The sequence below is a fragment of the Sorangium sp. So ce385 genome (assembly GCF_051474135.1).
GTDB lineage: Bacteria > Myxococcota_A > Polyangia > Polyangiales > Polyangiaceae > Sorangium > Sorangium cellulosum_D.
In genome coordinates, this window is record NZ_CP150337.1 from 7,625,667 (window position 1) to 7,639,513 (window position 13,847).

Below are 13,847 nucleotides of genomic sequence, written 5' to 3' on the forward strand. Positions count from 1 at the left end.
CTTATGGAGATCCCGGAGCGGCCGAACGAGCCTCCTCGACGCGGCGTAGACAGGCATCGTGATGGGCCCGTGCGGTGGCTTCGGGAACCCGGAGGAGCTCAATCCTCCGCTCGATGGGCATGCAGTAGGTGGTCGCAGCCCACAGCTTCGGGTCATCGACGCCGCGGAACGGCTCGAGATCGGTCCACACCCGCGCGGCCTTGTCGTCGGACGCGCTGACGATGCGCTTGCCATCCGGGCTGAACGCCACGCGATTGACCGGGGAATCGGAGCCGCGAAGGACCAGGGGCTCGCCGGTACCATCCGCATTCCACACCCGCGTCGTCTTATCCTTCGACCCAGTGACAACGCGCTCACCGTCGGGGCCGAACGCGGCTGAATAGACCCGATCCTCGTGCCCCCGAAGCACCAGCGGCTCGCCCGTGCCATCGGCGTTCCACACCCGCGCGGTCTTGTCGTACGACGCCGTGACAATGCGCTTGCCGTCAGGGCTGAACGCCGCGCCCAAGACCCAATGCTCGTGCCCCCGAAGCACCAGCGGCTCGCCCGTGCCATCGGCGTTCCACACCCGCGCGGTCTTGTCATACGACGCGGTGACGATACGCTTGCCATCCGGGCTGAACGCCGCCGAAAAGACGCCATTCTCATGCCCTCGAAGCACCAGAGGCTCGCCCGTGCCGTCGGCATTCCACACCCGCGCGGTCTTGTCCCATGACGCGGTGACGACGCGCTCGCCGTCAGGGCTGAACGCAGCCGACCACACTCGATCCTCGTGCCCTCGAAGCACCAGCGGCTCGCCCGTGCCATCGGCGTTCCACACCCGCGCGGTCTTGTCATACGACGCGGTGACAACTCGCCCCCCGTCGGGGCTGAACGCCGCAGAAGAGACCGCGTCTTCGTGCCCTCGAAGCACCAGCGGCTCGCCCGTGCCATCGGCGTTCCACACCCGCGCGGTCTTGTCGTACGACGCGGTGACGACTCGCCCCCCGTCGGGGCTGAACGCCGCAGAAGACACCGCGTCTTCGTGCCCCCGAAGGACCAGCGGCTCGCCTGCATCACCGGCATTCCATACCCGCGCGGTCGCGTCGTATGAGGTGGTAACAATGCTCTTGCCGTCGGGGCTGAACGCCGCGAAATAGACTCCATCCTCGTGGCCGCGAAGCGCCAGCGGCTCGCCCGTGCCGTCGGCGTTCCACACCCGCGCGGTCTTGTCCGCAGACGCCGTGACGATGCGCTTGCCGTCAGGGCTGAACGCCGCCGAATAGACTGGGGCGTCATGGCCGTGAAGCACCAGCGGCTCGCCCGTGCCATCGGCGTTCCACACCCGCGCGGTCTTGTCCGCAGACGCCGTGACGATGCGCTTGCCGTCAGGGCTGAACGCCGCTGAATAGACCCCATCGCCGTGCCCCCGGAGCACCAGCGGCTCGCCCGTGCCGTCGGCGTTCCACACCCGCGCCGTCTCGTCCCATGACGCGGTGACGATGCGCTTGCCGTCAGGGCTGAACGCCGCTGAATAGACCCCATCGCCGTGCCCCCGGAGCACCAACGGCTCCCCCGTGCCGTCGGCGTTCCACACCCGCGCGGTCTTGTCCCATGACGCGGTGACGATGCGCTTGCCGTCAGGGCTGAACGCAGCCTCCAGGACCTCAGCATCGTGACCCCGGAGCACCAGCGGCTCGCCCGTGCCGTCGGCGCTCCAGACCCTCACGGTCCTGTCTTGCGACGCGGTGGCAATGCGTCTGCCGTCGGGGCTGAACACCGCCGACCAGACCCGATCCTCGTGCCCCCGGAGCACCAGCGGCTCGCCCGTGCCGTCGGCATTCCACACCCGCGCGGTCTTGTCCCATGACGCGGTGACGATGCGCTCGCCATCCGGGCTATAGGTCGCATGCACGACTCCATCCGGGTGGATGAGCACTGCGCGAGCCACCCCGCTGCGGAGCGCCCAGCGTGCGAGGACAGACCACTCTCGCGGCACATCAGGTGCCTCGATCTCGCGCAGGATCGCGACCACGGTCGTAGGATCGGCCTGCAGCTCGCGCGCCGCAGCCATACGGGTGGCGTTGCGCGCCTGCAGGGCTTCGGCCTGCGCACGGGCCGTCTCCTGGTCGGCGCGCGCGGCCTGCTGCTCGGCGCGCGTGGCTTGCCGGTCAGCGCGAAGCGCGAGATACGACACCATGAGCGCGATCGCGCTGAGCGCGGCGATCACCCCCATCGCGAGCCGCCGGCGCAGGCGCCGCGCGCGCTCGGACAGGGCCACGACGGCCAGGAGATAGCGCTCCTCGCGCTCGCCGAGCCCGAGGCGCCAATCGGCCCCCTGCTCGGCGCGACGGCGCTCGTACCACGCTCGGGCGTGGTGGGCCGCCTGATCGCGCCAGAGCAGGCCCTCAGCCCAACCGCTCGCCTCCCACTGCGCTGCCGCAGCACGTAGCTGGGCCAAGAATTGCGCGTCTTGCCCGCTCTCGGCGAGCCACTGCCCGAGCTTTGCCCACCGGTCGATCAGGGATTCATGGACGAGCTCCACGGTCGTGCCCTCGCGCTCGCCGCCCGTCTCGATGAGAAGGAGCCGCGCGCTGGCCAGGTGCTGGACGACCTGCGCGATCGCGCCGCCCGTGCGCCTGTCGCCGCCCTGAGCGAGCGCGCAGAGCTGCTCCATGCTCACCACCGCGCGCGTGCGCTCGGGCGTGACCAGCCGCAGGAACACCACCCGGGCCAGCCGCTGCTGGCGCGATGGCAACCCCGAGAGCACCGCGTCCGCGTGGGCGGTCAAGGCACCGGCGACGCCGCCGAGCTGTTCATAGCCGCCTCGCGTCAAGAGCCGACGCTCGCGATCCCGGGCCTCCCAGAGCTTCGCGGCCGTGAATTGAAAGAGCGGCAAGGGGCTGCGCGTGCTCTCCAGCGTGTCCAGCATGTGCTCGACCATCTCCGCGGTCTCGAAGCGATAACCGGCCGCCTCGATCGGCCGCGTCAAGGCTTCGCGCAGGCGCTCGCGCCCGAGGGGCGGCAGGAACGAGAGCCCACCGGTGATGTCGGCCATGAAATGGTGTTCATCGGCCATGCGATCGAGGAAGTCCGAGCGAATGGCGAGCAGGACGCGCAGGGGCGACGAGGCATCATCGGCCGCGCCTTCCAGGCACGCGGCGAACGCGGCCCGCTCCTCGGGCGCGGCGCCGAGCGTGTAGAGCTCTTCGAACTGATCGACGAAGAGCAGAATTCGGTACGTTTTCCCCTCACGGCGACAGCGCGCCCGCAGCCGGGCGCCGAGATAGCCCGGCTGCGCACACAAGGTGGCGACGAGCCCGTCGTGATCGGAGAGCTCGACCGAGCCCTCTGCCCTGCCGGCGAGCTCGGAGTCGGCCACCTGCACGAGCACATCGGCGAGCGCCGACAGCGGCCGGCGCCCCGGGCGCAGGATGAACGTCTCCCAGCGGCTTTCCGAGCGCTTCAAGGCTGGGATCACGCCCGCACGCACGAACGACGACTTGCCCGCCCCGGACGGGCCGGCGACCGTGAGGAGCGGCTGGTTGCGCAGGCGCGCCGTCATGGCGCTGACGTCGCGATCGCGGCCGAAGAAGCGCGCAGCATCCGCCTCCTGAAATGCCGACAGCCCCGCGAACGGGCTCTCACCTTCGCCGAGGTCGGGCGCCTTCCGGCCGGGCAGGAGCGCCTCGAGCCCGGCGAGGAGCTCCTTGGCCGAGCCGATGCGCTCGACCCTTCGCTTCTTCAGGCAGCGGTCGACGAGGGCGCCGAGCGCGCCCACGTCCGGCCGCCGCGCGCTGACGTGGGGCATGGGGGCATCGAGATTCACGACCTCCGCGAGGCGTGCGAGCGAGAATGGGTCGAGGGGGTGCGCCCCCGCGAGCAGCGTGTACAGCACGATTCCCACGGCCCAGAGGTCGGCGCGAGGATCGATGTTCCAGCCCAGCAGCTGCTCGGGCGACATGTAGGCCGGCGTGCCGGCGAACGCGCTCTCCTGGCTCGGGGCACCGCCTCCGAGCGGCGCCAGCGCGCCCGTGATGGTTGATATCATCGCGGCGTCGAGCTGCTTGGCAATGCCGAAGTCGAGCACCTTGATGCATCCTGCGTCGTCGAGGAGAATGTTCTCCGGCTTGAGATCGCGGTGAACAATCCCGAGCTCATGCGCGCATACCAGCGCTCGGACCACCGGAACCATGAGCTCGACCGCCACGCCAGGCGCCATCGGGCCGGGCTGTCCGGGCGCGGCGGGCGCCCCGGATGCGCTGGGGTGCGCGCGGCGGGCCAGCCATTCACTCAGCGTGCGACCCTTGATGTACTCGAGCACGAGGTAGGGGTGTCCACGGATCTCGTCCACCTCGTGAATCACGACGATGTTCTCGTGCCTGCATCGCGCCGTAGCGCGCGCCTCGGCCAGCAAACGCGCGGTCCCAGGCCCACTATGCTCTAGCAGGAGCTTGATCGCGACGAGGCGGCCGAGCTTCGTGTCACGGGCCAGGTACACGATCCCCATGCCGCCCTGGCCCAGCTTACGGATGATCTCATAGTGCTTGATCGTGCCGCCGACGCCCGCGAGCGTCGGCTCCGCCGGCGTCGCGCCAGCCGGCGTCATCGCACCCTGCACCGGCAGGAGTGCGGCCTCATGCGCTCGCTCCTCGGGTATCGGGTTGGCCGCGGGCTCCGTGGGCGCGAGTTCGGAGAGCGCGAGCGTGCGCTCGGCCTCTTCACCAGGAGCTGCGCTCGACATGGGGCAGTCCGGCTGTCGCCACGCAAGAGCCTCGGAGTGAAGGTCCGCCTCCTCGCTCGGCTCCCGGCCCTCCTGTCCGCTCTCCTCCTCGCCGATGCCTACCCCATGATTCCTATAGCGATAGCATGATCTTCATGCATCGTCCGGTGTTGATGGCGCAGGTGCCTCGTTGGCTGCCTTTGCCACCATTTCAGGTCAATCGATGTTCTTGCGATTCCAAAGCAGAAGTCTCTTCCTACGGGCGTCTCGCCACTGGGCTGTGCTCATGGCGACCGAGCGCCGCGGCGCCGATAAGAATCCTCCCTTTGGACCGGGCTGCCTGGCTCGCGGGTCGTACCGGCTGGAGGCGGCAGTCTGGGCTGGCCTAGTCGCAGGCCTCGCCGCGCCGCTCGTGCTGCCTCGACCCGCGGTGTCGAGGCTGCGGGCGGCCTGGCGCAGCTGTCCGTGGACCGACCATGCGGCGAGCAGCCAAGGACGCCGAGAGAGAAGAGCGAGACGAAGCGTTTCTCTCTCTCTTGGCGTCGTTGGCGCCTTGTTCCAATCATCTCGTAGGGACGCCGCCACGGCGCGTCGTTCTCCCTGCCGCGGAGCCCCGAGCTGGTGCGCCCGAGGTGGATCATCCTCGCAATGCGCCCCATTGCACGGCCCTGCGCCGTGCCGCCGGGACGTGCGGCCTCGGCCCGGGGGGCACGAGCATTTGCTCAATGACGCAAACCATTGCGGAAGGGAGCAACCGGTTGCGGAGCCCCACGGTGAGCTGGCGCCGCGAAGGATCCTTTCGGCCGCGCGGCATCTGTGCGCCTCATGGGATCCCGCGCGGCCGGCGTGGTGTCCTGAACCACATCGAAGGGCTCCTGGCCCCCTGGACCGACCGCCTCGGGTGCCGCAGGCGGCTCGGTCGCGCCCGGGCGATAGGCACGGGATCGCTCCCTGCGCAGCGATCGCCCCCGCTGCCGGGTGGGAGGGGTCCCGAGCCGGTCTGGAGAAGCGCCGGTGCGGGGCTGGAGAAGCGCCGGTGCGGGGCTGGAGAAGCGCCGGTGCGGGGCTGGAGAAGCGCCGGTGCGGGGCTGAAGAGCGCTGGAGACGATCTGGCGCGCGCCAGCGCCGCAGCGAAGAGCGCCGGAGCCGGTCTCGAGACCGGCGAGGCGGGGTCTGGACACCGCCGCAGCCGGTCCGGAGAGCGCGGAGCGAGGTCTGCGCACATCTCGAGACCCCCCTCGGCCGTTCTCGAGACCCCCTCGGCCGTTCTCGAGACCCCCCTCGGCCATTCTCGAGACCCCCTCGGCCGTTCTCGAGACCCCCCTCGGCCGTTCTCGAGACCCTCTCGGCCGTTCTCGAGACCCCCCTCGGCCGTTCTCGAGACCCCCTCGGCCCCTCTCGAGACCCCCTCCTCCGGCTCCCCGGACCGGCTTTCCGCTGCCGCCGCGCCGTCCCGCCGGCCTCCCCGGCGCCTGGCGGGCACGGCGGCGCCCGGCGCCGCGTCAGCCGAGCTGCGGCTCCGCGCCCGCGACCTCGCCCTCGGCGCCGTCGTCGTCCCCGTCGAGCGGCGGCTCCTCCTCGACCACCTCCCCGGCGGCGGCCGCCGCGCGCTTCATCACCGTGAGGCCGAGCTGGATCTGCGCCTTGACCGAGAAGACCTGCCGGAGCGTCGTCGCCCAGTCGTTGAACCAGTCGCGCAGCCCCTCGAGCGCCTCCCGCTGCTCCCTCCGGGCCCGCTCCAGCTCCGCCGCCGGCACCCGGGGCGGCTGCTGCTGCGCGCCGGCGCCGGCCTCCAGCCGCGCGAGCTGCTCGCGCACCTGCTGCATCCTCGCCTCGGTCAGCCCGCGCGCCGTGAGCGTCTTGTGGACCTTCTTCGCGTCGCCGTCGCTGTTCCTCGCCAGCCCCTCCACCCGGCGAAGGAACGTCCCGACCGACAGGATCACCGCCGGCCCGAGCGGCTGCTGCTCCAGGTTCTTGAAGAACGCGGCCTCGAACCCGTCGCGCCGCTCGCGCGGCACCACGCGGCGGATGATCGCCCGCGCGCGCGGGAACCACGTGTTCTCGAAGGTATCGACCTCCTGGAGCAGCCGCATCCGCTCCGCCCCCTCCATCACCCCGCCGCTCGAGACCTCCACGAACAGGTGCTCCAGCGGACGCTGCTCGCCCGAGGCGAGCTTGAACAGCCGCCACCCCTCGCGGTGCTCCTCGGCCGTGTAGCCCTCGCGTCGGGCCCGCTCCACGAACGGCGCGGCCTGGACGTTGACCAGGAGCTTGAGGGCGCGGCCCAGGAGATCCTGCTCGGCCGCGGTCAACACCAGCGGCAAGGACACCTCGGACGGCTCCGAGGCCGCGCCCCGCGCCCCCGGCTGCTTGGAGGCGCTGGCGGACTTCGCTTTCGGCATGTCGTTCTCCTCTCGCTGGCGCAACCGCGGGAAGGACCGAAGCGCTCAGCGGCCGGCGCGGACTGCAAGCCGCGCGCCAGCGGGCATGGACTGTCGCCGCGCGTCCGCTACGTTACGCCGCGCCCCACGCCTCCACGACCCCTCTTTCCGCCCGCCCGCGGGCGAGGAGCCCGATGAAACCGACGTTCGGCACCGATCTGACGACCGGCAGCATCCCCCGACACATCGTGACGTTCTCGCTCCCGATGCTCCTCGGGGGCTTCCTCCAGACGACCTACAGCTTCATCAACGCCATCTGGGTCGGCCAGTACCTGGGCACCGTCGCCCTGGCGGCCGTCACCGTGAGCTTCCCCGTCGTCTTCACGATCTTCGGCGTCGGGATGGGGCTGACCCTGGCGACGAACATCCTCGTCTCGCAGACCTTCGGCGCCAAGCGGTTCGACGAGCTGAAGCGCGTGGTGGACGGCTCCACCGTGCTCATCTACGGCGTCGGCGTCCTCTTGACCGTCCTCGGCGAGATCTTCACGCCCGAGATCCTCCGCGCGATGGACACGCCGGCCGAGGTGCTCGAGCCGGCCGCGCACTACCTCCGCGTCTACCTGCTCTCGCTGCCCTTCAGCTTCGGCATGTTCGCGCTGAGGAGCATGCTGCAGGGGACGGGGGACTCGAAGACTCCCCTCTATTTTCAGCTCGGCTCCGTCCTGCTCACGACGGTGCTCGACCCTCTCCTCATCTTCGGGAAGCTGGGGCTGCCGGCGCTCGGCCTGAACGGGACGGCCTGGGCCACGATCGTCTCTCAGGTCCTCGCGCTCGTGGCGCTCAACGCATATCTCCACGTGAAGAGGTCACCGATCTCGCCGAGGTGGCCGCGCTTCGGCCAGCTCGGCCCGACGATCCGGCGGACGCTCCGCATCGGCGTGCCGGCGGCCGTGCAGCAGTCGGTGGTGTCGCTGGGCATGGTGGTGGTGACGGGGATCGTGAACGGGTTCGGAGAGGTCGCGACCGCGGCGTTCGGCGCGGCCTCGCGCATCGACCAGATCGCGTTCCTGCCCGCGATCAACATGGGAATGGCGATATCGACGCTCGCCGGGCAGAACCTGGGCGCGGGGCACCACGGCCGCGTGCGCGAGATCTTCCTGTGGGGCTGCGCCTTCAGCGCCGCGATCACGCTCGCGTGCTCGGCGGCGGCCATCGTCTTCCCCGAGGCGCTCCTCCGGGTGTTCATCGCCGATCCGGTCGTCATCGACCTCGGCGTCTCGTACCTGCACATCGTGGGCGCGTCGTATGTGCTCTTCGGCCTCTCCTTCGTGAGCAACGGCATCATCAACGGCGCCGGCGCCACCCTGGTCACGACTGCGATCTCGCTGCTCGGCCTCTGGGTGGTCCGCGCCCCGCTCGCGTACTTCCTCTCCCGCGAGATGCGCAGCGTGAAGGGGGTCTGGTACGCCATCGCGGCGAGCTTCCTCGTGTCGCTCGCCGCGAGCCTGGCCTACTACGCCTCGGGGCGCTGGAAGCGGGCCGTCGTCCACCCCGCCCCCCCGGCGGACGCGGCGAGGCAAGCCGACCCCGCGAAGGCGTTCGCGAACGAGGCCGGCGAGGCGTGAGCCGCCGGCTGCGCAGGCCGCTCGTCCGGCGGCGCGCGAGGCCCGCCGCCGGCGCCGGGCGGTGACGCGCGGGGCCCGTCGACGGCGCCAGCCGGCGGCGCGCGGTGATCGGGAACCGGAGGCGCGCTCGTTCCGACCCATGCCGGAGGACCGCTCCGGTCCGCGAGGAGAACCGATGCAGCGCTCGTACGACACTTCCCTCGAGGGCCCGGCCTCGCGACGGCGGCGGCGCATCCCCGCCACGCTGGATCCCGGCCGCACGCTGCTGGTCTCGTGCTTCGACGCGGCGCTCCCCCTCGAGCGGATGGGGCTGTCCGCTCGAGGGGTGTCGTGCGCGCAGGTGCGGTCGCCGGCGCACCTCGTGGCGCCCTGGAGCGACAAGATCGCGAGCGAGAACGCGCCGCTCCTGCTCTCGCTCTCGATGCGGGAGACGCACGACGTCGTGATCTGCGGCCACGTCCGGTGCGCGGCGCTCGAGGTGCTCCTCGACGAGGAGCGCGACCGAGGGGCCTTCGGGCTCATGGCGCAGGTGCCCGCGGCGCGGGCGACGATGGACCTCGTGCGGCGCAACTACGGCGGGCTCGACAGGGAGTCGCTCCGCGAGGTGATGGCGCAGGAGAACGTGCTGACGCAGCTCGATCACCTGCTCACCTATCCGCCCCTGTCGCGGGGCGACGGGCCGCGCGTGCACGCCTGGCTCTACGACGAGCGCGACGCGTCGCTCTGGGGCTACTCCTTCGAAGAGTCGCAGTTCGCGCACCAGATCTCGCTCCGGTGAGGAGACGGTACGCGGGGGGCGCGCGCTCAGGCGGGCGCCGGCGCCCCGGTGAGGCGGTGCGCCCGTCGGGCGCGGCTTGCCTGGCCGCGCGCCCGCAGGCAGGCTGGGCCCATGGGCCAGCCCGCCGAGAAGCCCCGCCGCGCCACGTACGCCGACCTGGAGGCCGCGCCGCCGAACAAGGTGGCAGAGCTGATCCGCGGCGTGCTGCACGTCTTCCCCCGGCCGGCGCCGCGGCATGCGCGCGCCGCGTCGAGCCTGGGCATCGAGATCGGCGGCCCCTTCGACCACGGCAGGAATGGCCCAGGCGGATGGTGGATCCTGGATGAGCCCGAGCTGCACTTTCCCGATCCGGAATCGCCGGGCGACGTGGAGGCGGTCGTGCCGGACATCGCCGGCTGGCGCCGCGAGCGCATGCCCGAGCTCCCCGTCACCCCCTACTTCTCGCTCGCTCCGGACTGGATCTGCGAGGTCCTGAGCCCCTCGACAGAGCAGCACGATCGCAAGGAGAAGATGCCGCTCTACGCGCGCGAAGGCGTGCCGCACGCGTGGCTCGTCGATCCCATCCAGCGGACCCTGGAGGTCCTCTCGCTCGGCCCGGACCGCGGCTGGATCCCGATCGCCACCCACCGCGACGCCGCGCGCGTCCGCGCCGCGCCGTTCGAGGCGATCGAGCTGGAGCTCGCCGTGCTCTGGGCGACGTAGCGCTCCTCAGGCGGGCGCGGGCGCCGGCGCCCCGGCGCCGGGATCCTCGTCGAGCGCGGCGGCGCGCTCCACCTCGCCGCCCTCGCCGCCGTCCGGCCCCCGGAGCCGCGCCGAGAGCATCCCCAGGAGCTCCTGCGTCGAGAGCTTGCCCGCCGCGTCCTTGCCGGCGAGGACCTGGGCCGCGAGCGAGCGCTTCTGCTCGTGCAGCGACAGCATCTGCTCCTCGATCGTCCCGAGCGCCACCAGGCGGTAGATGGTGACCGGCCGGCGCTGGCCCAGCCGGTGCGCGCGATCCGAGGCCTGATCCTCGACCGCGGGGTTCCACCAGGGGTCGAGGTGGATCACGTTGGTCGCCGCCGTGAGGTTGATGCCGAAGCCGCCCGCCTTGAGCGAGATGAGGAAGAGCGGCGCCGCCCCCTCCTGGAACTCGCGCACCCGCTCGCCCCGCGCCCGCCGCGGCGTCTCGCCGTCGAGGTAGACGTACGCGACGCCGCGCGCCTCGAGCGCCTCGCGCACCAGCGCGAGGTGCGAGGTGAACTGGCTGAAGACGAGCGCGCGCTGCCCCTCCGCCCGCAGCTCCTCGACGAGCTCGAGGAAGCGCGCGAGCTTGGACGAGGCGAGCGCCGAGCGCTCGTCGTAGAGCCGCGGGTGCGAGGCGAGCAGCCGCAGCCGCGTGAGCGCCGCGAGCACCTCGACGCGCCGCTGCTGCTCCCGACGGACCGACCGGCGCGTCTCGAGATCGGAGAGCGCCGCGAGGCGCGCGTCCTCATACAGCTGCCACTCGGCGCCCGAGAGGACGACCGGCACGCGCACCTCGGTGCGCGCCGGGAGCTCGGCCTCCACCTGCGCCTTGGTCCGCCGCAGGAGGAAGGGGGCGAGCACGCGCCCGAGCGCGGGCGCCGCGGCAGGGTCGCCGTGCCGCTCGATCGGCGCGGCGTACCGATCGCGGAACGCGTCCCAGCTGCCGAGGAGGCCGGGAAAGACGATCGTGAACAGGCTCCAGAGCTCGCCGAGGTGGTTCTCGAGCGGCGTGCCGGAGAGCGCGATCGTGAAGTCCGCCTGGAGCGCCCTCGCGGCGCGCGCGCGCAGGGTGGTCGCGTTCTTCAGGCTCTGGGCCTCGTCGAAGACGACCGTGGCGAAGCGCCGGGCCGAGAGGCGCGCGGCGTCGCGCACGAGCAGGCCGTAGCTGAGCACCAGGACGTCGCCCGGGCCGAGCCGCGCGAGCGCGCCGTCGCGGTCGGCCTCGTCCGCGTAGAGCGTGAGGCGCAGCGAGGGCGCGAAGCGCTGCGCCTCGTCCCGCCAGTTGAAGGCCACCGACGTCGGGGCGAGGACGAGCGCCGGCCCGCGCTCGGCGCGCTCGAGCAGGACGGCCAGCGCCTGCACGGTCTTGCCGAGGCCCATGTCGTCGGCGAGCACGCCCCCGGCCCCCCAGGCCGCGAGCCGCACGAGCCAGCGGTAACCGTCGACCTGGTACGGGCGGAGCTCGGTCCCGAGCGCCGCGGGCACGGCCGGGCAGAGGTCGCCGGCGGCCGCGGCGCGCTCGAGGAGCCGCCGGTAGGCGCCGTCGCCGTCGAGCGCGGCGCCGGCCCGCTCGAGCTCCCACAGCACCCCGGCGGCCGAGGGGCCCACCGCGAGGCCGTGCCGGGTCTCGTGGACATGGTCCGACAGGCGCTCGAGGTGCGCGCGCAGCGCCTCGCCCAGCTCCACGTAGGTCTGCGCCTCGACCTGCACGTAACGCTCGCCGCGCCGCGCGGCGTCGAGCAGCCGCGCGAGCTCCACGCGCTCGCCCCCGACGCTCAGGCCGCCGAGGACGCCGAACCACTCGCGCCGCCGCTCGAGGACGATCTTGAGCGCCTGGGGGCCGCGGTTCGCCACCGCGCGGAGCGGCGCGCCCACCCACTCGAGCTCCGGCGGCGGGTCGCGCGCCGCGCAGGCCGCGAGCAGGTCGAGCGCGCCGTGCGCGCTGGCGAAGCGGTAGTGGAAGCGGCGATCCTCGAGCGGCTCGGCCCCGGCGAGCGGGAGCTCGGCGACGAGCGCGGCGGCGAAGCCCTCTTCCTGGGCGAGGTCGCGCACCGCGTGCAGCGCCTTCTCCCCGCGCCGCACGTGCACGTCGCGGGCGCCCGCGCCCGGCGCGAGGGCCGGGCCATCGGCGAGCGGCCGGATGCGCAGCTCGACCTCGACCGCGCCGCGGGGCTGGGCCGTGAGGCGCAGCACCGGGCTCAGCGCGGGCGGGACCGACTCGCCCATCACGCTGCGCGGCATGGCGACGGGCACGCGCTGCGCCCACCGCGCGAGCGCGGCGAGCAGGGCGGCGTGGCTCTCGGGCGGGAAGACGTTGCCCTCGCGCAGGAGCACGTCGAGGAGCGACCGGACCTCGGCCTTGACGTCGAGCAGCGTGAGCCGGCGCGCGCCCTGGTCCCAGTCCCAGAGGAACAGCACCTCCTCGGGCCGGGCGCGGCGGACGCGCTCGAGCAGCGGAGGGGGCAGCGCGGTGCCCTCGACGCCGGCGCTCACCCGCACGGCGCCGTGGCGCTCCTCGGCCACGAGGCCCACCGGCGTGCGCTCGATGCGCACCGCGACGTCGGGCGCCTCGCCGAGGACGAGGCGCGGGTGGCCGATGAGCGCGTCGAGCAGCGCCCGCGAGGCGAACGCGTCGCCGTCGGGCAGGAGCGCCGCGATGCGGGCGTCCTCGGCGGAGAGCTTCGCGCCGTGCTCCAGGAGGAGGCGCTTCTTGCCGACGCGCGCGCCGGCGCCGCGCTGGCCCTTCTTGCCGACGCGGTGGATCCAGGGGGCGACCGCGACGCCGGCGCCCTCGACGACGTCGAGCCGGAAGGTGAGCTCGACGCCGGCGCGCGCGCCGGGGCCCTCGTCGAACGCGCGGTCGAGCGCCAGCAAGGTGCGCTCCCAGGGGGGGCGCCCGAGCTCGTCGAGCGCCTGGAAGAAGGCCTCGCCCGGGGGCTGGCGGAGCCAGAGCAGCGCCGCGTCGATGGCCGCGAGCACGTGCACGCAGTCGGCCGCGCCGCAGCCGCACTCGGCGCGGGGCGCGCCGGGGGCGAGGGTCAGCCGCGCCTCGGGCCGGACGAAGCCGGCGCCCACGCGCTGCGCTTCGTAGGGCAGCGGGTCGTCGAGGCGGAAGCCGGGCAGCGCCGCGTCGAAGCGCAGGGCGGCGGCCCGGAGCGCGCGCTCGGGGCGCGGGGCCACGGCGTCGGGGACGCGGGCGCGCAGGGCGCAGAGGAGGGCGTGCGCCGGCTGGGCCCGCGGCTCGTCGGGCGCCCGGAGCAGCGCGGGGACGGCGGCGCGCGCGGCGGCGGCGGCGGCGCGCTCGTCCTCCAGGAAGCCGAGGACGGCGGGCGGCAGCGCGTCGCGGAGGCGCGAGGGCGCCAGCCACTCGAGCGAGCGCGCGAGCTCGTCGTCGCTGGCGAGGTCGATGAGGCGCCGCCGCGCGCCGAGGATCCGCAGCTCGGGCCAGAGGGCGGGATCGACGCGCGGGGCCACCGCCTCGAGGTTCAGCCGGGCGACGTGCGCGATGGCGTGGCGCGCGAGCCACGACAGGAGCGCCGCCCGGGTCGCGAACGGCGCCTCCGGCGCTCCGGGGGGGACGGGCTGGGGGTCGCCGGGCATGGTCGGGCCGCGCAACGTGGTGGGAGCGCGGGCGTGGT

The 13,847-nt window shown here is 73.1% G+C and carries 6 protein-coding genes; 3 read left to right on the plus strand and 3 right to left on the minus strand.

All coding sequences use genetic code 11. The annotated features are described in order from the left end of the window. Position 1: 1 nt before the first annotated feature. Both WME83_RS27660 and WME83_RS27665 read right to left on the minus strand, forming a co-directional pair. On the minus strand, positions 2 to 4,723 hold the full coding sequence (locus WME83_RS27660; RefSeq protein ID WP_437312689.1) for an nSTAND1 domain-containing NTPase: 4,722 nt from the start codon (positions 4,721 to 4,723) through the stop codon (positions 2 to 4). Positions 4,724 to 6,204: 1,481 nt separating this feature from the next. Further along, a complete protein-coding gene (locus WME83_RS27665) occupies positions 6,205 to 7,104 on the minus strand; it encodes a hypothetical protein (protein WP_437312690.1) in 900 nt (299 codons plus the stop codon). 173 nt (positions 7,105 to 7,277) lie between these two features. Here WME83_RS27665 and WME83_RS27670 point away from each other — a divergent pair, with 173 nt between their 5' ends. The 3 genes from WME83_RS27670 to WME83_RS27680 all read left to right on the plus strand — a co-directional run bounded on the left by WME83_RS27670 (position 7,278) and on the right by WME83_RS27680 (position 10,188). After that, positions 7,278 to 8,708 (plus strand): MATE family efflux transporter, encoded by a 1,431-nt coding sequence (locus WME83_RS27670; RefSeq protein ID WP_437312691.1) that lies wholly within the window; start codon positions 7,278 to 7,280, stop codon positions 8,706 to 8,708. Positions 8,709 to 8,883: 175 nt separating this feature from the next. Continuing rightward, positions 8,884 to 9,486: a carbonic anhydrase gene (locus tag WME83_RS27675; RefSeq protein WP_437312692.1), complete on the plus strand. Its 603-nt coding sequence runs from the start codon at positions 8,884 to 8,886 to the stop codon at positions 9,484 to 9,486. Between the two features lie 111 nt (positions 9,487 to 9,597). After that, positions 9,598 to 10,188, plus strand: a complete 591-nt coding sequence (locus WME83_RS27680; protein ID WP_437312693.1) for a Uma2 family endonuclease — start codon at positions 9,598 to 9,600, stop codon at positions 10,186 to 10,188. Between the two features lie 6 nt (positions 10,189 to 10,194). On the opposite strand, the gene WME83_RS27685 is transcribed toward WME83_RS27680, so the two are convergent. After that, positions 10,195 to 13,809, minus strand: coding sequence for an SNF2-related protein (locus WME83_RS27685; RefSeq protein WP_437312694.1), 3,615 nt, complete (start codon positions 13,807 to 13,809; stop codon positions 10,195 to 10,197). Positions 13,810 to 13,847 lie beyond the last annotated feature (38 nt).